This window comes from Olsenella sp. An293 (genome assembly GCF_002159495.1).
In the GTDB taxonomy this organism is placed as follows: Bacteria; Actinomycetota; Coriobacteriia; order Coriobacteriales; family Atopobiaceae; genus Thermophilibacter.
This window is the reverse complement of sequence record NZ_NFIT01000003.1, coordinates 13,709-32,254: the sequence shown is the minus strand read 5'-3', so window position 1 is coordinate 32,254 and position 18,546 is coordinate 13,709. Positions and strand designations below refer to the sequence as shown.

Sequence of the window (18,546 nt, the reverse complement as noted above, 5' to 3'; positions counted from 1 at the left end):
GCGCCTTTCGGCGAGCAGTCGTCCTCGCCCCGCTTTCCGCAGACACGACACAACTTGCCGTCCCAAATGTGCGAAGCTATATGGTCGCAGCGGAACAATCAGAGGGAAGGAGGTCCCGTGTATCTCGAGCGCATCAACGGTCCCGAGGACGTCAAGGCCCTCCCCTCCTCCGCGCTTCAGACGCTGTGCGACGAGATTCGCACGGCCATCATCGAGCGCTCCGCGCACGTCGGCGGGCACATGGGGCCCAACCTCGCCGTGGTCGAGCTCACGGTGGCGCTGCACCGCGTCTTCTCGACCCCGCGCGACAAGATCGTCTTCGACGTCTCGCACCAGACCTACGCGCACAAGATGCTCACGGGCCGCGCGCAGGCGTTTCTCGATCCCGCGCGCTACGAGGACGTCTCGGGCTTTTCCAACCCCGGGGAGTCCGAGCACGACCTCTTTGCCATGGGCCACACCTCGACCTCGGTGAGCCTGGCGTGCGGTCTGGCCAGCGCGCGTGACCTCGCGAGCGAGAGGTACGACGTGGTCGCCGTGATCGGCGACGGCTCGCTCTCGGGCGGGCTCGCCTTCGAGGGGCTCGACAACGCGGCCGCCCTCGGCAGCGGCATCATCGTCGTGGTCAACGACAACGAGTGGTCCATCGCGCCCAACCACGGCGGCATCTACCGCAACCTCGCGGAGCTGCGCGCCACGGGCGGGCGGGCGGAGCGCAACGTCTTCCGCTCGCTCGGCTTTGACTACCGCTACCTCGAGAACGGGCACGACGTCGCCGCGCTCGAGGCCGCCCTCGCGGAGCTGCGCGGGTGCGACCATCCCGTGGTCCTGCACGTGCACACCGAGAAGGGCCGCGGCTACGCCCCCGCGCTGGCCGACCCCGAGACCTGGCACCATGCGGCGCCCTTCGACGTGCAGACCGGCCTGCCCGCCGTCCCCGGCGCGAGCGTCGACTACGCGCGCATCACCGGCGAGTTCCTCGTGGGGCACATGGAGGCGGACCAGCGACTCGTGGCCGTGAGCGCGGCGACCCCCTACATCATGGGCTTCACGCCCGAGATGCGCGAGCGCGCCGGAAGGCGCTTCGTCGACGTGGGCATCGCCGAGGAGCACGCCGTCACCTACGTGACGGGCCTCGCCCGCGCGGGCGCCCATCCCGTCCTCGGCGTCTACGCCACCTTCCTCCAGCGCGCCTACGACGAGCTCTGGCACGACCTGTGCCTCAACGCCGGTCTCGCCCCCGCGACCATCCTGGTCTTCGGGGCGTCCGCGTACGGCACGACCGACGCCACGCACCTCGGCTTCTTTGACATCCCCATGCTCGGCGCCATGCCGGGCCTGACCTACCTCGCCCCCACCTGTCGCGAGGAGTACCTCGACATGCTCTCCTGGGCGCTCGCCTACGAGGACGGCCCCGTCGCCATCCGCGTCCCGGTGGCGGACGTCACGTCGCGTCCCGACTTCGAGCGCCCCGAGGGCGGCTATGCACGCGGCTGGGAGGTCGCGCGTCGCGGCTGCGACGTGGCGCTGCTCGCCCTGGGCGACCTCTTCCCGCTGGGCGAGAAGATCGCGGACGCCCTGGCCGCGCGCGGGGTGCGGGCGACGCTCGTGAACCCGCGCCTGGCGACGACCGCCGACGAGGACCTGCTCGGACGGCTTGCCGCGGGGCACCGAGTCATCGTCACGCTCGAGGACGGCATCCTCGAGGGCGGCTTCGGGGAGCGCGTGGCGCGCGCCCTCGCCTGCGATGACGTGCGTGTGCGCTGCTACGGCCTGCCGCACGCCTTCGTGGACCGCTATCAGCCCGACGAGCTCCTCGCCCGCTGCGGCATGACCGTCGAGGGCGTCGTATCAGACGTCCTCGCGCTGCTCGAGGCCTGAGGCGCCCCCTACTCCACCGCATCGGGCTCGACGCCCTCGTCCTTCTCGCTGGCCGCCTGGGCCTCCTCCGCAGCCGCGCGGGCCTCCGCGAACTTGTCCCGCATGGTGGGGTTTTTCCACGTGAGCTTGCGAATGGTAAGCTCGTCGGCCTTCTTGTTGGCCAGACGCAGCTGGTTCTCCGACGAGGTGAGGTTGTCCTTGACCTTCTGGAGGTGCTGGATGGTCTTGTCGATCTCGTCGATCGCGGACTGGAACTTGCGGCTCGCGGCCTCGTAGTTTCTGCCGAACTTGTCCTTGAAGTCCTCGAGCGCGTCCTCGAAGCGCGTGATGTCGATGTTTTGCTGCCGGATGTCCGCGAGCTCTCGCCGATAGTCATGGGCGTTCTCCGCGGCGTTGCGCAGCAGCGTGATCATGGGGATGAAGAACTGCGGACGGATCACGTACATCTTCTCGTACTCGTAGGAGACGTCGACGATGCCGGCGTTGTAGAGCTCGCTCTCGGGCTCGAGCGTCGAGACGAGCACCGCGTACTCGCAGCCCTTGTTGCGACGGTCCTGGTCGAGCTTCTTGAAGAAGTCCGCGTTTCTGTGGCGGCTGCGGGCGGCCGAGGCGTCCTCCTCGCTCTTCATCTCGAACATGATCGAGACGATCTCCACGCCCTCAGGATCTGCCTCCCGGAAGACGTAATCGCCCTTGGAGCCGCCGACGACCTCGTTGTCCTTGTGGAACTCCGCGCCCCGAAACCCCGTGGCGCGCCAGCGGTTGAACTCCATCTCGCAGTGCTGCTCGAGGGTCTCGCCGATGAGCTTGGTCGTGAGGCGCGAGCGCTGGTTGCGCAGGCGCTCGATCTCGTCCTCGCGGTCGCGGATGGTCTGGTCCTTGTAGGCGGCCTGCTCGACGAGCTGCTGGCGCAGCGACGCCTCGACCTGCTCGCGCTCGAGCCTCGCCGCGCTCACCTGCCCCTCGAGCTCGACGATCTTGCGGTCCTGCTCGCCGGTGGCCTCGCTGACCGCAAGCGCCTTCTCGGTCGCGAACGCGGACTCGCGGGCCGCGAGCTGCGCCTCGAGCGCCGAGATGCGCTGCTGGGAGGCGGCGAGGCGCTCGGAGAGGTCCTTCTCCGCCGTGGCGCGGGCCAGGGCGAGGGCGTCCTGGCCGCGATCGAGCTCGGCGCGCAGCCGGGCGAGCTCGGCGTCCTTTTTCGCCATGTGGCGCTCGGCATCCTGGCGCTCGCGGGCGACCGCGGCGTCCACGGCGCTCGCGCGCTCGCGCTCGGCGAGCTGCTCGCGGGCCTCGAGCTCCTTTTGGAACTCGGCGTCGCGCACCTGGCGCACGATCTGCGCGTACTCCGTCTCGTCGACCCGGAAGACCTCGCCGCAGTGCGGGCACTTGATCTCTGCCATCGCTTCCCCCCGTTCTTCTCGTCTCCCCTAGGGTACCCGTACGAGCGGACAAGAATTGCCGAGAAGTTCCGCGCACCTTCCCGTCACGCGCGAAGAAAGGGCCCGCGGCGCAGCTTTCGCTTCGTCGCGGGCCCCGAGTCGCCTCTGGCAAACGGATGGCGTCGGCTCCGAGCTAGCGGCCGCCGAAGGGGTTCATCTGCTGATACTGCTCATAGAGGTTGATGAGGTCCTCGAGCGAGACGTCCTGCCCGTTGACGTTGACGGTCTGGTTCTGCTGCTCCTGCTGCTCCTGGAGCGCCTCGTCGGAGCCCAGCGTCACGTCGAAGGTCATCTCCTCGCTGCCGCGCATGACGGTCACCGACACGGTCTCGCCCTCGCTGTGGGAGCGCACGGCCAGGATCGCGGTGTCCGCGGAGGTGACGTCAGTGTCGCCGATCTTGGTGATGACGTCGCCCGCCTCGATGCCCGCCGCGGCGGCAGGGCCGCCCTCGGCGACCTCGACGACGTAGGCGCCCTGATCGACGGCGAGGTTGTTGCGGAAGGCGTTCTGCGCGTTCACGGTCTGCATCGTGAGGCCGATGTAGGCGTGGGTGACGTCCTCGCCGGCGATAATCTTGTCGGCGATCTCGGTGGCGTAGTCGCTCGGGATGGCGTAGCCGATACCCGCGAAGCTCTCGGTGTCAGAGGAGTAGAGCGTGCAGATGCCCACGAGCTGGCCCTCGTCGTTCACGAGCGCGCCGCCGGAGTTGCCCGGGTTGATCGTGGCATCGGTCTGGATGAGGTTGGTGTAGAGGGTGTTGCCCGACGAGCCCTCGAGCAGCGTGTTGCGCGAGAGCGCCGAGACGATGCCCTGGGAGACCGAGTTCTCGAGGCCGAAGGGGCTGCCCACGCTCATGACCCAGTCACCCACCTGAAGATCTGCGGAGCTGCCCACCTCGATAGGGGTGACCTCGGCGTCGCCGAAGTCGGCGTGGATCACCGCGACGTCGCTCGAGGCATCGGTGCCCACGAGCGTGGCCTCGTAGCTCTTGCCGTCGAGGGTGACCGAGATCGACTCCGCGCCCTCGATGACGTGGTTGTTGGTGATGATGTTGCCGTTGGTGTCGTAGATGACGCCCGACCCCATGCCCTCGCCCTGCGCCGTGGTGCTGTAGACGGTGACCACGGAGGGCAGCGCCTTGGCGGCCACGGCGTTGGCGACGGTGAGGTCCTCGTCGGCCGGGTCGATGGTGACCTGCTGTCCGGAGCTGCCGCCGGTGACGACGGTCGTGTTGCCGACCACGCCGCCTGCATAGAGCGCCCCGGTGAGCGCGCCCGCGCCGATCACGCCGCCGAGCAGGCCGGCCACGACGGCCCGCAGCAGCGGGCGGGGCTTCTTGGGGGTCTCGGGCTGCGGGTCCTGCGGGGCGACCCCGGGCTCGTCGTCCTTCTCGGCGTGCGCGGCGCGTGGCGCGTCATCGGCGAGGTCGGCGCCGGGGATGGGAGGGCGTCGGGTGGTGCGCTGCTCGTCCGCGTCCTGCGGACCCTGACCGAAGCTGTTGTTCTCGCCGTACGGATAGTCGCTCATGATCTTTCCCTCTCTCGTGCAGAAGCGTCCTGCAAGGGACGGGCTCATCTTGGGGCCACGAGGAATGTACCCGCTTCAGGACGTCAAAAACGGACGTGCCGGAGAAGACCACCTCCCCGGCACGATGCTTTCCGTTTCCTTAAAACGACGCGAGAAGAACAGGCGCGCGGCCCTTCTCACTAGACGCGGAAGAGGTACCCCACGCCGCGGATGGTGACGATGTGGCTCGCCACCTGCGGGCCGACCTTGGAGCGGACGCGGCGGATGTGGACGTCCACGGTGCGCGTGCCGCCGCAGTACTCGAAGCCCCAGACGCGGTGCAGCAGCGTCTCGCGCGAGTAGGCGCGCGAGGGGTGCGTGGCCAGGAAGGACAGCAGCGAGTACTCCATGAGCGTGAGGTCCACGGGCTTGTCATCGATGTAGACCTGGTAGGTGGCCAGGTTGATCGTCATGTTGTCCACGGTCACGAGGTCGGCCGGCGCGCTCTCCTCGCCCGGCCACAGAAGCAGCGTGCAGCGCAGCTCAAACTCGGCGGAGCCGGCGTTGGAGAGGATGAAGTCGTTCTTGCCCTGGGTGGGCATGTGCAGGGTGGCGAGCTTGTCCGGGTCCTGGACGAGCAGCATCGGGATGAAGCCGTTCTCCTGGACGAAGGAGTCGACGGCGTTCAGGATGTCCTGGCTCATGCCCTCGCCGTCCAGAATCACGAGGTCGAACTCGTGACCGGAGGAGACGGCCTGCGAGAAGGTCTCCTCGCTCGCGAGGGCGATGGAGACGTCGATCGCGTGCGAGAGCTCCCGCATGCGATCGTGCAGCCGCGTGGTGGCAGAAACGAGCAGGATGTTCTTGTGGTGCATCCTATGTCCTCCCGGATGATGCGCACATGTATTGAAAAAGATTAGCACAACGCCCCCGCACGAAACGGGGGCGTTGTCAGAACTCCGTAAACGAGCCGCAGCTCGGAAACGGTCCCGAGACGGCGGTTAACACGTCGGAAACGATATGTTTCAAACCAACCGCAGGTGAGAGGCACCGCCGGGAGCGCGCCGCTAGTCGATGCTGCCGAGGAACTCCGCGGTGCGCGGGTTCTCGGGATGGTCGAAGACGCGCTCGGGCAGGCCCTGCTCCACGACCACGCCGTCCTCCATGAAGACCACGCGGTCCGCGACGTCGCGGGCGAAGCCCATCTCGTGGGTGACCACGATCATGGTCATGCCGGAGTTCTCCGCGAGGTCGCGCATGACGTCGAGGACGCCGCGCACCAGCTCGGGGTCGAGGGCGGAGGTGGGCTCGTCGAAGAGCAGCACGCCCGGGTGCATGGCCACGGCGCGCGCGATGGCGACGCGCTGCTGCTGGCCGCCGGAGAGCTGGGCGGGCTTGAAGTCGGCGCGGTCGGCAAGGCCCACGGCGGCGAGCTGCTTGAGGGCCTCGGCCTCGGCCTCGGCGCGGTCCTTCTTGAGCACCTTTGTCTGGCCGATCATGACGTTTTCCTTGGCCGTGAGGTGCGGGAAGAGGTTGAACTGCTGGAAGACCATGCCCACGTCGCGGCGGAGCTTGTTGACCTCGGCCGCGCTCTTGTTGGTGATCTCGTCGTCCTCGATGAGGATGTGGCCGGCGCTCGGCGTCTCGAGCAGGTTGATGCAGCGCAGCATCGTGGACTTGCCCGAGCCCGAGGGGCCGAGAACCACGACGACCTCGCCGGGCCAGACGTTGAGGTTCACGTCCTTGAGCACGAGCGTGTCGTCGAAGCTCTTGTTGAGGTGCTCGATGCGCACGATCGGGTGCTCGCCGGGCGTGAAGTGGTGCTTCGTGAGGCCCTGGTCAGCCTCGTAGGCGATGGCCGCGGCCTCGTCGGCGGGAAGTGCGGGCGGGACCTCGATGGCCGGGGCGCGGTGACGCAGCTTAGCAGACATCGGCGGCCTCCTTCATCTGAGCGGCGGCATTGTCGGCCACGTCGGCGCGACGCTTGGGGCGCGGGCCGCCTCCGCGCTCGGAGCGGGCGATGTTCTCCTCGACGATACCCACGACCTTGATCAGCGGCAGCGTGACGATGAGATAGAAGATGCCGGCGGCCACGTAGGGCGTGATGTTGCCCGTGACGGTAGTGAGGTTCTTGGAGAACATCATGAGCTCCATGACGCCCACCGAGGAGAGCAGCGACGTGTCCTTGAAGGCGGTGATGAAGTCGCTCGTCACCGTGGGGATCACGCGGCGCACGGTCTGCGGCAGGATGATGGTGAACATCGTCTGCACGTAGTTCATGCCGAGCGAGCTCGCGGCCTCGTACTGGCCCTGCGGGATCGACTGGATGCCCGCGCGGAAGATCTCGGCGAGGTAGGCCGAGGAGTTGATGGCCATGACGATGATGCCCAGGAGGTTGTTGTCGATGTTGATGTTGAGCATCGGCAGGCCGAAGAACATGATGTAGATCTGCAGGAAGAGCGGCGTCCCGCGCAGCACGTTGATGTAGACCACCGCGATGGCGCGCAGGATGCGCCACTTGGAGATCTTGAGCATCGCGAAGAGCAGGCCCAGCGCGATGGCAAACGGGTAGGCCGCCACCACGATGCCCAGGCATAGGACCCAGCCCGGCGCAAGCGACGAGAAGGACGTCACGAGCAGCTGGGGCTTGAGGAACATGCCGAGGAACTGGTTGGAGTTCCAGACCTCCACCCACGGCTGCTCGTCGAGCCAGTTGACGACCGACTGCAGCGGCGTGTTGGCGATGGTCTCGATGGGCTTGGAGTCCGCGAGCTTCTGCTCGGCGCCGCCGCTCACGTAGGTGCCGGAGACGACGCACTCCCCGCCCTCGGAGGGGAACTGCATGTTGGTGATCTCGAGGCGCAGCAGCGACCCCTCGGGAATTGCCTGGTCAAAGCTCACCGTGATGGAGCTGCCGGCGGGCGTCGCCTCGCCAGTGACGTCCATGCGCTTGAGGCCCTCGAGGGCGGTGATGCGCGTGGTGGAGCCGTCAAAGGTGGACCCCTCGGGCAGGCTCAGCGTGACCGAGGTGACCTCCTCGCCGGGCTCGACCGTTCCCTCCCAAGTGAGGCGCGTGTCCATGCCGCCGATGACGCCGTCGCCGCCGTCCTCGTTGGGGCGAGCGGTGGCCTTCTCGGTGGTGAGCGCCTGGGCGGTCAGCGGCGTCGCGAGCGTCGTCGCAAAGACGCCCGTCAGCGCCAGGGCGAGGGCAACGAGGAGCGCCCCCCGTCTGTGCTGCATGCTTCCTCCGTTTCGTGCGGGCGGCGTGGCAATTTGACAATCTCGTCAGGTTAAATTGTCACATCCATGCGATGTGACAATTTAACCTGACGAGATTGTCAAATTGCCACGCCGCACCCCGCTCGTTCTTCTCGCCTAGACCTCGGTGGTGCCGAACCACTTCTGCTTGAGCTCGTCCATCGTGCCGTCCTCCTCGATCTGGGCGAGGGCGTCGTTGATGGCGTCCTTGAGGCCCGGGTTGTCGTAGGAGACGGCGATGCCGTACTGCTCGCCGGTGGGAATCTCCTCGACGACCTCGAGGTCGGAGAAGGACTCGGCGATCATGTTCTGGGCGACGGGCAGGTCGATGACCATGGCCTTGTAGAGGCCCGTGGAGACGCCCATCATGCCGGCCGTGACGTCGGCCAGCGGCACGCAGGTGGCGTTGGGCAGGTTCTCCTCGATCCAGGAGTTGCCGGTGGTGCCGGTCTGGCAGGCGACCTGCACACCCTCGACGTCGAGGGTCTCGGAGGTCTCGCCGGAGCCGGCGAGCGCGACGATGCCCTGGTTGGAGTTGAGGTAGGGGTCTGAGAAGTCGACCTCCTCGAGGCGGGTGTCGTCGATGGTCATGCCGGCGATGGAGATGTCTGCCTTGCCGCCCTGGGCGATGGTGGGAACCAGGGTGTCGAAGGCCTGGTTGGGCAGCCACTCGCAGGTGAGGCCGAGCTTCTCGGCGATGGCGTTGGAGAGGTCCACGTCAAAGCCCACGGTCACGCCGTCCTCGTCGATGTACTCGAACGGGGCGAAGCCGAGCTCGGCCACGTTGGTGAGCACGCCCTCCTTCACGAGGGTGTAGGAGGCCTCCTCGGTGGTCTCGTCGGTCGTCTGGGCGTCGTCGGCGGGCTGCTCGGAGCCGTTGCAGCCGGCGAGCAGCACGGTGCCGGCGAGGCCGAGGGTGGCGACGAAGTTGCGCCTGTTCATGTTGGTCATTTCAGTTCCTCCCGATTGGTGTCAAAGGTGCAATGAGACAAAGGGGCTGCCCCCTCGTATCGCCTAGAGCTCGGCGCCGAGCCACTTGACCTCGAGCTCGGAGATGTAGCCCTCCTCCTCGAGCTCGGCCAGGGCGCCGTTGATGGCCTCGGTGAGGCCGGGGTTGTCCTTGTTGACGGCGATGCCGTACTGCTCGCCCGTGGGGATCTCGATGGCCACCGCGCAGTCGGTGAACGAGTTGGAGCAGAGGTAGGTCATCACGGGCAGGTCCGCCACCGCGGCAGCGTAGAGGCCGGTCTGCACGCCGGTCACCGCCACGACGGGGTCGTCGAGCGCCACGATCTCGGCATCTGCCAGGTTCTCCTCGGCCCAGGACGCGCCGGTCGTGCCCGCCTGGACGGCGATCTTGGTGCCCTCGACGTTGAGGTCGTCCTCGGTCACGTCGGCGTTCGCCGCGAGCGTCACGAGGCCCTGGTTGGAGTCCATGTAGGAGTCGGTGAAGTCCACCTGCTCCATGCGGGCGTCGGTGATTGTGATGTTGGAGACGCCCACGTCGGCCTTGCCGCCCTGCTCGATGAGCGGGACGATGGTGTCGAACTTCATCGCAGGCAGGACCTCGCACTCCAGGCCCAGCTTGTCGGCGATGGCGTTGATGAGGTCGATCTCAAAGCCCTGGGCCTCGCCGGTCTTCTCGTCCACGAAGTCGAGCGGGGCGTTGGCCAGGTCGGAGGCAACGGTGATCGTGCCGTCCTCGACGAGGGTGTAGGCGGCCTCGGAGGCGTCACCGGTGGTGGGGGCGTCCGTCTGCCCTCCCCCGCTGCATCCCGAAATCGACAGGGCCAGCGCGCAGGCGACCGCGAGGCCGCCCGCAAAACGGCAGGAGAGCTTCATGTCAGGGTTCCTTCCCCCATAGCTTCGGCGCGTGGTCACGCCCTTTCCCGACGGTGGCACGGGTCTTCCCGTGTCAGGGCGCATGCCCCGTCCGTCGCCGAGTGTTCAGTTTCGCCCTTGGCGGGGGCGTTTTTCAGGCACAGGACGTTTCTTAACAGGATTGACACGTATCTGCCGAGAAGAACGGTGGGGCCAGGACGCCGGCTTGCCGAGAAGAGCAAGCCGCCCGAGGCCGTGAGGCCCCGGGCGGCGCGTCCTTCTCGTCTGGCCTGATCGGCTAGAAGCCGCCGTAGTAGTGCTCGCGCTCCCAGTCGGTGACGGCGGTGCAGTACTCGTACCACTCCGCGCGCTTCTCACGCACGAGGTAGTCGAAGATGTGGTCGCCGAGGACCTCGCGCATGAGCTCGGAGGACTCGAAGCGGTCGACGGCCTCGCCGAGGGTGTGCGGCAGGCGCTCGCCGCCCGCGGCCTCCTCCGGCAGGGGCAGGCCCTCTTCGATGCCCTTGAGGCCGGCGGCGATCGTCGCGGCGAGGGCGAGGTAGGGGTTGGCCGTGGGGTCGGGGCTGCGCAGCTCGATGCGGGTGGCGATGTGCTTGCCGGGCTTGTGCGCGGGGATGCGCACGAGCGCGGAGCGGTTCTTGCGGCCCCAGGTGGCGTGCGTGGGGACCTCGCCGGTGGAGATGAAGCGCTTGTAGGAGTTCACGGTGGGGTTGGTGACGAGCGTGAACTCGGGCGCGTACTTGAGGATGCCGGCGATGTAGTGCTGCGCGAGCTCGGAGAGATGCGCCTCATGCTCCTCCTTGGGCGCCCAGAAGAGGTTCTCGCCGTCGTGGTCGAGCAGGGACTGGTAGAGGAACATCGCGGAACCCGGCGCCGTGGTGATGGGCTTGGGCATGAACGAGGCGTACATGCCCTGGGTGGAGGCCTCCTGCTTGATGACCAGGCGCGCCGTCATGATGTTGTCGGCGCAGCTCACGGCCTCGGTGAAGCGCAGCTCGACGCCGTTTTGGGAGGGGCCTGCGGCGTGATAGGAGTACTGCACCGGAATCGACATCTTCTCGAGGGTGAGCGTGGTCTGGCGGCGCAGGTCGTTGGCCGTGTCCATGGGCGTGAGGTCAAAGTAGCCGGCGTTGTCCAGCGGCACGGGGTCGAGGTCGTTGTCGAAGTAGAAGTACTCCATCTTGGGACCCACGTTGGGGACAAAGCCCTGCTCCTCGGCGCGGGTGAACACGTTCTTGAGGCAGCGGCGCGGGTCGCCCTCGAAGGGCTCGCGGGCGGGCGTGTAGATGTCGCAGAAGACGCGCGCCACGCCGGACTCGCTGGGACGCCACGGCAGCAGCGCAAAGGTGCTGGGGTCCGGGAAGGCGAGCATGTCCGACTCCTCGAGCGAGGCAAAGCCGTCGACGGCCGAGCCGTCGAAGCCGATGCCCTCCTCGAACGCCTCCTCGAGCTCCTCGGGCGAAATCGCAAACGACTTCAGGTTTCCAAGAACGTCCGAGAACCAGAGCCTCACGAAGCGGATGTCGCGCTTCTCGACGGTCCTCAGGACGAAGTCGATGTCCTTCTCGCTGCTCATCTGTGGCGTACCTCCCCGGTCAACCGGCTAGGGGTTACATACGGCATATGACAGCGTCTCATATGAGTGTTTCGCCGTTGTTTCACGAGGGGCGGGTTGACGATCGCGCCGGGTTGACAATCGCGTCAGGTTATATTGTCAACCCTCTGGGAGGGTTGACAATATAACCTGACGCGATTGTCAACCCGGCGCGATCGTCAACCCTCGGGCGGGCGCGGGCCGAGGCTCTTCTCGACGTTTCTGAGCATGTCGCGCGCGGCGGGGCAGGGAGCTCCCGTCTCATGCGCCGAGCACGACCCCCTGCTGCCGCAGGAGGAGCACTCGCCGGCCTTGCCGCGGACGACGGAGCGCACCGCGAGGGCGAGAAGAACGGCGACCACCGCGATGACTATGACGTCCGTCAGGCCCATGGCATTCCTCCGGTTGGCGGGAAACTTCGATGTTAACCGTTGGTAACTATACCCATTGCGTCATACTATACATGTTGGGCGGCACCGGCCGCACAAACTCCGCATCGAGAAGGGACGTGTCTCCAATGAACGACGATCAGACCATGCAGCTTGTCATCGTCCGCCACGGCGAGTCCGAGTGGAACAAGCTCAACCTCTTCACCGGCTGGACCGACGTTGACCTCACCGACACCGGTCGCGAAGAGGCCCACGCGGGCGGCAAGGCCCTCAAGGAGGCCGGATACGACTTCGACGTCTGCTACACCTCGCTTCTCAAGCGCGCCATCCACACGCTCAACTGCGTGCTCGACGAGCTCGACCGCAACTGGCTGCCCGTCCACAAGGCCTGGCAGCTCAACGAGCGTCACTACGGCGCCCTCCAGGGCCTGAACAAGGCCGACGCCGCCGCCGAGCACGGCGAGGACCAGGTCAAGATCTGGCGCCGCTCCTTCGACGTCTGCCCGCCCGCCCTCGAGCCCGGCGACGAGCGCGACCCGCACGTCCTCGAGATGTTCCGCGACGTTCCCAAGGAGGACCTCCCCTACACCGAGTGCCTCAAGGACACCATCGCCCGCGCCTGGCCGTACTTTGAGCAGGAGATCAAGCCGCAGATGGAGGCCGGCAAGCGCGTGCTGATCGCCGCCCACGGCAACTCCCTGCGCGCCCTCGTCATGCAGTTCGAGAAGCTGACCCCCGAGCAGATCCTCGAGGTCAACATCCCGACCGGCGTGCCGTGCGCCTACACCTTCGACAAGGACTGGAACGTCGTCGACAAGCACTACATCGGCGACCCCGCCACCATCGAGGCCAAGATCAACGCCGTCGCCAACCAGGGCAAGGCAAAGAAGTAAGAAGCGTTCGTCTCTGAACGCGAAGGGGAAGGCCCCGGGTTTCCTACAAGAAGTGCGCTGCGCGGAACTTCTCTCCGGAAACCCGGGGCCTTCCGCGTCTCAAGCCGCAAATCGCCAACAACCAGGAAAACCAAAGTATAAGAGTTGCGCCACCTGCCGTGAGGGGGTGGCAGGTGGCGCTGGGGTCGCCGTGCGCGACGGGGAGAGGGGCCGTCGCTCGGGCAGGGTTAAACGATGCGGTGCCGGAATCGAGTCGCGTTCTTCTCGGCACGTTGTTAGAATAAGTTAACTTTGGTTAATTCCGCACGAGGTTGAGCATCGTCACAGGTTCTCCATAAGTTAGCCAGGTCTTACTATTGTCACCCCAGCGCGACGTCGAGAACCATCATCACGACGAAGCCGACGATGAAGCCGAGCGTGCCGACGTTGGAGTGCTCGCCGAGGTGAGCCTCGGGGATGAGCTCCTCCACCACCACGTAGATCATCGCGCCGGCGGCGAACGCCAGGAGCCACGGCATGTACGGGGAGATCCAGCCGCTCGCAAGCACCACGGCGACCCCGAAGATCGGCTCGACGATGCCGGAGAGGCTGCCCGCGAGAAACGCGCGGCGACGGCTCATGCCCTCGCGCGCAAGCGGCAGCGAGATCGCCGCGCCCTCCGGGAAGTTCTGAAGCCCGATGCCCGCGGCAAGCGCGAACGCCATGCCGAGGTAGGTCTCCCCCGCCGCCCCGGCCGATTGCGCGGCCATCGCAAAGAGCAGACCGACGGACATGCCCTCGGGGATGTTGTGCAGCGTCACGGCCGAGACGAGCAGCGTCGTGCGCTTCCAGCCCGAGGGCACGCCCTCCGGCTCCTCGGAGCCCGCGTGCAGGTGCGGGAGGAGCGTGTCGAGGGCCATCAAAAAGGCGACGCCAAGAAGAAAGCCGCCCGCAGCCGGCAGCCAGCCCGGCACGCCCTGGCCCTCGGCCTGCTCGATCGCCGGGTTGAGCAGCGACCACACGCTTGCCGCCACCATGACGCCCGCGGCGAAGCCAAGAAAGATGTGGTGCATGAGCTTGCGCTCGGAGCGAAAGAAGAACACGACGGCGGAGCCGGCCGTGGTCATGAGCCACGTGAAGCCGCAGCCGAGCGCGGCCCACGTCAGCGCCTGGGGTACGTTTTCGAACATGGGGCGTCCCTCCCTCCTCTGGGCTCTTCCCGGAGTATACCCACGTCTCGCCCGCCCCTGATGCGGCAGAAAAAGGGGGCGGACCTCCCGGTCCGCCCCCCGAGGAAAACCGCTTGCGAAGGCGCTACGCCACGTAGGTCTTGAGGCGCAGAACGCCGTCCCACGGATAGTCGTAGTAGCTGCGGACGCAGATCTCTCGACCGGTCTGGTCGCCGGGCTGGCCGCCCGTGGCGGTGCCGAACTCGTTGCCGGAGGCGTGCGCCATCATGCCGTCGCCGAGATAGATCGCCGTGTGATAGGTCTCGTTGAGGAGGATGTCGCCGCGAACGAGCTCGGAGGGGTCGGAGATCCACACAAACTCGTAGGTCGTGAGCGAGTAGCGCATGTCGCCGGTGTAGGTGGCCCAGCCGGTCTCGAGGCCCGCCTCGCGCAGGCAAGTGATGACGAGCGAGGAGCAGTCGTAGTCGCCCTTCTCGCCCCAGCGCCAGACCTGGTCGTAGCCGTGGGAGTCGTCCTCGGCGTAGGCGATGATGCTCTTGATGTAGCTGTTGACCGTGTCGGCGTACGCGGACTGGTCGGGCGTAAGGACGCCGTCGTTGTTGGCCATGCACCACTCGCCCGTGTAGTGGTCGTGCTCGATGACCCAGGCGTGGCCGTTGCGGCGGACGTAGCCCTGCTCGCTCTCGCCGTAGTAGTTGTTGCCGTCAACGTTGAAGACGCCCGTGAGCGCGGCGAAGAAGCCGTCCCAGTAGTCGAGCTCGTCGATCCAGTAGCGCTGGAGGACGCCGCCGTCGTACTCGCCGGTCACGACCCAGCCGGGGGTCGAGAGGAGCACGCCGTCGTTGTTGCCGAGAAGCACGTGCGTGCTGTCCCAGACGTCCTTGCCGCGCAGGACGTAGCCGTCGCCGAAGAGGCCGTAGTAGTTGTTGCCGTCGACGGTGAACAGGCCGGTCTTGGCGGTGTGGGTCTCGGGGTCGACGTAGTAGCGCTGCATGACGCCGCCGTCGTAGGCGCCGGTCACGAGCCAGCCGCCGCTCTCGACGACGCCGTCGTTGTTGGCGAGCACCACGTCACCGTCGGTCTGCGCCTTGCCGCGCGCGACGTAGCCCTGGTCGGTGACGTAGTGGCCGTAGCCGCCGCTCTCCGAGTAGCCGCGGTGGATGGCGTGGTCGGCCTCCACGTAGTAGCGCTGCAGCTCGCCGCCCGTGAACTCGCCCGTGACGGTCCAGCCGGGATCGAGCAGGCGGCCGTCGTTGTTGGCGATGTAGATGAGGTCGCCGGCGTAGTAGATGCCGCGCAGGACCCAGCCGTAGTCGTCGCGGACGTAGCCCCAGCCGTCGGCGCCGGCGTCGAACAGGCCGCTCTGCAGCTTCTCGCCGTTGACCACCCAGTAGCGCTGGAGGCCCTGGCCGTCGTGGTCGTCGACGACCCAGCCGGTGTAGGGGCGCGGGGTGCCGTCGGGGTTGGTCACGCCGTCCCAGTAGGAGTTGCCGGTCCAGCCGACCGCAGGGAGCACGGGGGCGTTCAGCGAGACGGAGTCGTCGGCCGTGGCTCCGTCGTCGGTGACGGCCTCGTCGGCGTCGGTGACGGCATCGGCGGCGGCGGTCTCGTCGGCTGCGACCTCGTCGACGACAACGGCGAGCCCGTCATCGGTGACGGTCTCGCCGGTGACCGGAGCGTCGGTCGTGGGCTCGGCCTTGTCGGCAACCGGGATCTCGACCGGGGCGTCGCCGTCGGGAAGACCCTGCTCGGGAAGGGCGTCGTCGGACGTCACGCCCTCGTCGGCGCCAGGCTCGATGACGGGCATCTCGATCTCGGTCTCCGTGGCGGGCGCCTCCGGGGCGTCACTCACGTCGGTCTGTGCCTCGGTCACGACCGCCGGCGGCAGGTCCTTCTCGCCTGCCGGAACGGAAGCCTCGGGGCCGTCCGTCGCGTCCTGCGCCGCGATGACAGAGACTTCCGGGGTCTCCGTCACGGTCAGGGACGCGAGGTCGTCCGCCAGAGCCGCGCCGGGCGCAACCGCAAGCGCCAGCCCCAGCCCGGCGGCGACAGCCACCGCACGCATCTTGAAGCTCATGGGTCCTCCTGCCATCAGATTATTCACACAAATCTGAAGTGTACTCCTTTGCGCCGACATGGACGAAAGGTTCAAAGGGCGCGCCGCCGGCACATTCGGCCGACGGCGCGCCGTCTGCAAATTGGGGACAGTCCCCAATTCGCATATGTTAGTTGGGGACTGTCCCCAATTTGCAGACACTTATGCGAGCTGCGCGAGGACCTTCTCGTCTGTCCGCTCGGTCTTGGGCATCGGACGGACGATCTGGAAGACCATGCCCGCGAGCAGCGCAAACGCGACCACCGTCCACACGCCGAAGTTCCCCAGCGCGAAGAGCTCCCAGAGCTGGTTGATGATCAGGCCCACGCACCAGGCAAAGACGCACTGGTAGCCGATCGCGAACCAGAACCACTTGGGGCTGTCCATCTGGCGACGGATGGTACCGATGGCGGCGAAGCACGGCGCGTCGAGCATGTTGAACGCCACGAACGCGCACATCGCACCCGCGTGCATGACGCCCGCGCCGTCGGTGAACATGGCAGCGAAAGCCTGCCACATGACCGGGTCGCCCTCGGTGGCCTCGCCCAGGCCGAAGATCGTGCCAAAGGTGGAGACCAGGTTCTCCTTGGCGATGAGAGCGTTGATGGAAGCGGCGGTCGCCTGCCAGCTGTCGGCGCCGAGCGGCGCGAAGATCCATGCGATGGCGCCGGCCACGATGGCGAGCAGCGAGTAGTCGGCGCTGTACTCGGGAGCGCCCGGCAGCGAGGCGAGGAAGCCGAAGGAGCCGTCGCCGCCCTCCCACGAGGCAAAGCCAAAGCTGGAGAGGAACCACACGACCACGCACGCGGCAAAGATGATCGTCGCCGCCTTCTTGAGGTACGCGGAGATACGCTCCCACACGTGCAGCCACCAGCTCTTGAGCGCGGGCAGGTGGTAGTCGGGCAGCTCCATCACAAAGGGGGCGGGCTCGCCGGCGAACATCTTGGTCTTCTTGAGCATGAGCGCGGAGACGACGATGGCGGCAAGGCCGAGGAAGTAGAACATCGGGGCCACCCACCAGGCGTCAGCGCCGCCCACGAGCACGCCCATCACGAGGGCGATGATCGGGGTCTTGGCGCCGCACGGGATCATGGTGGTGAGCATGGCCGTCATGCGACGGTCCTTCTCGTTCTCGATGGTCTTGGTGGCCATGACGCCGGGGACGCCGCAGCCGGACGAGATGAGAAACGGGATGAAGCTCTTGCCCGAGAGGCCAAAGCGGCGGAACAGCCGGTCCATGACAAAGGCCACGCGGCTCATGTAGCCGCAGTCCTCGAGGAACGCGAGCATCATGAACAGCACGAGCATCTGCGGGATGAAGCCCAGGACCGAGCCCACGCCGCCCACGATGCCGTCGAGCACGAGCGAGCTCACCATGTCAGAGGCGCCCGCCGCGGTGAGCCAGCCCTCGACCACCGCGGGAATCGACGGGATCGCCATGCCAAAGAGCTCCCAGCCCTCGCCGAAGACCTCGTCGTTTGCCCAGACGGTTCCCCAGTCGCCCACCGTCGAGACCGCGATGTAGTACACGACGAACATGACCGCCACAAAGATGGGCAGGCCCAGCACGCGGCTGGTCACGACCTTGTCGATCCTCTCGGACAGGCTGAGCTTCTTGGGCGCCTTCTTGACGCAGGAGGCCATGACCTCGCCGATCCAGTCGTAGCGGTCTGAGGTGATGATGGACTCGGCGTCGTCGCCGCGGCTCTTCTCGACGGCCTGCACGATCTTCTCGGCCTGGTTGAGCTGCGCGGAGCTGAGATGCAGGGCCTTCACGGCCTCGGCGTCACGCTCGAAGACCTTGACCGAGTACCAGCGCACGAGGTTGGCGTCGCAGCTTCCGGAGACGATGGCCGCGATCTTGCCGAGCGCGTCCTCCACCTCGGGCGAAAAGCAGGGCGCGCCCGGCTGGACCGCGCCTGCCCGGCCTGCCGCCACGGCCTTGTTGACCAGCGCGTCGAGGTTGGTCTTGCGCAGCGCGGAGACCTCGATCACGGGCACGCCGAGGCGATCGGACAGGGCGGCGGTGTCGATGACGTCGCCTTTCTCCTTGAGCAGGTCGCACATGTTGAGGCCCACGACCACGGGACGACCGGCCTCGAGAAGCTGGGTGGTGAGGTAGAGGTTGCGCTCGAGGTTGGTGACGTCAACGAGGTCGATCACTGCGTCGGGACGCTCCCCCACGAGATAGTCGCGCGAGACGACCTCCTCGGGCGTGTAGGGCGAGAGCGAGTAGATGCCGGGCAGGTCGACGAAGGTCACGTCACGATTGGCGCGCCAGGCTGCCTGCTTCTTCTCGACGGTGACGCCGGGCCAGTTGCCCACATACCCGTTGGAGCCCGTGAGCTCGTTGAACAGCGTGGTCTTGCCGCAGTTTGGGTTTCCTGCGAGACCGATGGTGGTTTCAGCCATACCTTCCCTTTCCAAGTTAACCAATTGCTACTCGTCTGGTGCCAATTGTTAGATTAGACTAACTTAT

General features: G+C 66.8%; 14 protein-coding genes. 2 read left to right on the top strand and 12 right to left on the bottom strand.

The features are described from left to right. The first annotated feature begins 117 nt into the window (after positions 1-117). On the top strand, positions 118-1,881 hold the full coding sequence (locus tag B5F85_RS02305) for a 1-deoxy-D-xylulose-5-phosphate synthase (protein ID WP_239386602.1): 1,764 nt from the start codon (positions 118-120) through the stop codon (positions 1,879-1,881). Between the two features lie 8 nt (positions 1,882-1,889). On the opposite strand, the gene B5F85_RS02300 is transcribed toward B5F85_RS02305, so the two are convergent. From B5F85_RS02300 to B5F85_RS02260, 9 genes are all read right to left on the bottom strand, one after another. Beyond that, the gene (locus tag B5F85_RS02300) at positions 1,890-3,281 is read right to left on the bottom strand and encodes a DUF2130 domain-containing protein (protein ID WP_087314012.1); all 1,392 of its coding nucleotides are present in this window, start codon (positions 3,279-3,281) and stop codon (positions 1,890-1,892) included. Positions 3,282-3,453: 172 nt separating this feature from the next. Then, entirely contained in the window at positions 3,454-4,848 is a 1,395-nt protein-coding gene (locus tag B5F85_RS02295; RefSeq protein ID WP_239386600.1) for a trypsin-like peptidase domain-containing protein, read from the bottom strand. A 179-nt stretch (positions 4,849-5,027) separates the two neighbouring features. Continuing rightward, positions 5,028-5,702 (bottom strand): response regulator transcription factor, encoded by a 675-nt coding sequence (locus tag B5F85_RS02290; RefSeq protein WP_087314007.1) that lies wholly within the window; start codon positions 5,700-5,702, stop codon positions 5,028-5,030. A gap of 192 nt (positions 5,703-5,894) precedes the next feature. Continuing rightward, a complete protein-coding gene (locus B5F85_RS02285; RefSeq protein WP_087314005.1) occupies positions 5,895-6,758 on the bottom strand; it encodes an amino acid ABC transporter ATP-binding protein in 864 nt (287 codons plus the stop codon). Continuing rightward, the gene (locus tag B5F85_RS02280) at positions 6,748-8,067 is read right to left on the bottom strand and encodes an amino acid ABC transporter permease (RefSeq protein ID WP_087314003.1); all 1,320 of its coding nucleotides are present in this window, start codon (positions 8,065-8,067) and stop codon (positions 6,748-6,750) included. Before B5F85_RS02280 ends, B5F85_RS02285 begins: the two co-directional genes overlap by 11 nt. Positions 8,068-8,202: 135 nt before the next feature. After that, positions 8,203-9,036, bottom strand: coding sequence for an ABC transporter substrate-binding protein (locus B5F85_RS02275; protein WP_087314001.1), 834 nt, complete (start codon positions 9,034-9,036; stop codon positions 8,203-8,205). Positions 9,037-9,099: 63 nt separating this feature from the next. Then, positions 9,100-9,927: an ABC transporter substrate-binding protein gene (locus B5F85_RS02270; protein ID WP_087313999.1), complete on the bottom strand. Its 828-nt coding sequence runs from the start codon at positions 9,925-9,927 to the stop codon at positions 9,100-9,102. Between the two features lie 277 nt (positions 9,928-10,204). Then, entirely contained in the window at positions 10,205-11,503 is a 1,299-nt protein-coding gene (locus tag B5F85_RS02265) for a glutamine synthetase family protein (RefSeq protein WP_087313997.1), read from the bottom strand. 197 nt (positions 11,504-11,700) lie between these two features. Continuing rightward, on the bottom strand, positions 11,701-11,913 hold the full coding sequence (locus B5F85_RS02260; RefSeq protein ID WP_087313995.1) for a FeoB-associated Cys-rich membrane protein: 213 nt from the start codon (positions 11,911-11,913) through the stop codon (positions 11,701-11,703). A 125-nt stretch (positions 11,914-12,038) separates the two neighbouring features. On the opposite strand from B5F85_RS02260, the gene gpmA reads away from it, so the two are divergent. Next, positions 12,039-12,803 carry a 2,3-diphosphoglycerate-dependent phosphoglycerate mutase gene (gene gpmA, locus B5F85_RS02255; protein WP_087313993.1) on the top strand — a complete coding sequence of 255 codons (765 nt, stop codon included), beginning with the start codon at positions 12,039-12,041 and terminating at the stop codon, positions 12,801-12,803. A 359-nt stretch (positions 12,804-13,162) separates the two neighbouring features. Here gpmA and B5F85_RS02250 read toward each other — a convergent pair whose 3' ends face one another. From B5F85_RS02250 to feoB, 3 genes are all read right to left on the bottom strand, one after another. Then, positions 13,163-13,972, bottom strand: a complete 810-nt coding sequence (locus B5F85_RS02250; RefSeq protein ID WP_087313991.1) for a ZIP family metal transporter — start codon at positions 13,970-13,972, stop codon at positions 13,163-13,165. Positions 13,973-14,096: 124 nt separating this feature from the next. Next, the gene (locus B5F85_RS02245; protein ID WP_143786117.1) at positions 14,097-16,049 is read right to left on the bottom strand and encodes an NlpC/P60 family protein; all 1,953 of its coding nucleotides are present in this window, start codon (positions 16,047-16,049) and stop codon (positions 14,097-14,099) included. A gap of 180 nt (positions 16,050-16,229) precedes the next feature. Beyond that, entirely contained in the window at positions 16,230-18,479 is a 2,250-nt protein-coding gene (gene feoB / locus B5F85_RS02240; protein ID WP_087313987.1) for a ferrous iron transport protein B, read from the bottom strand. Between the last annotated feature and the right edge of the window lie 67 nt (positions 18,480-18,546).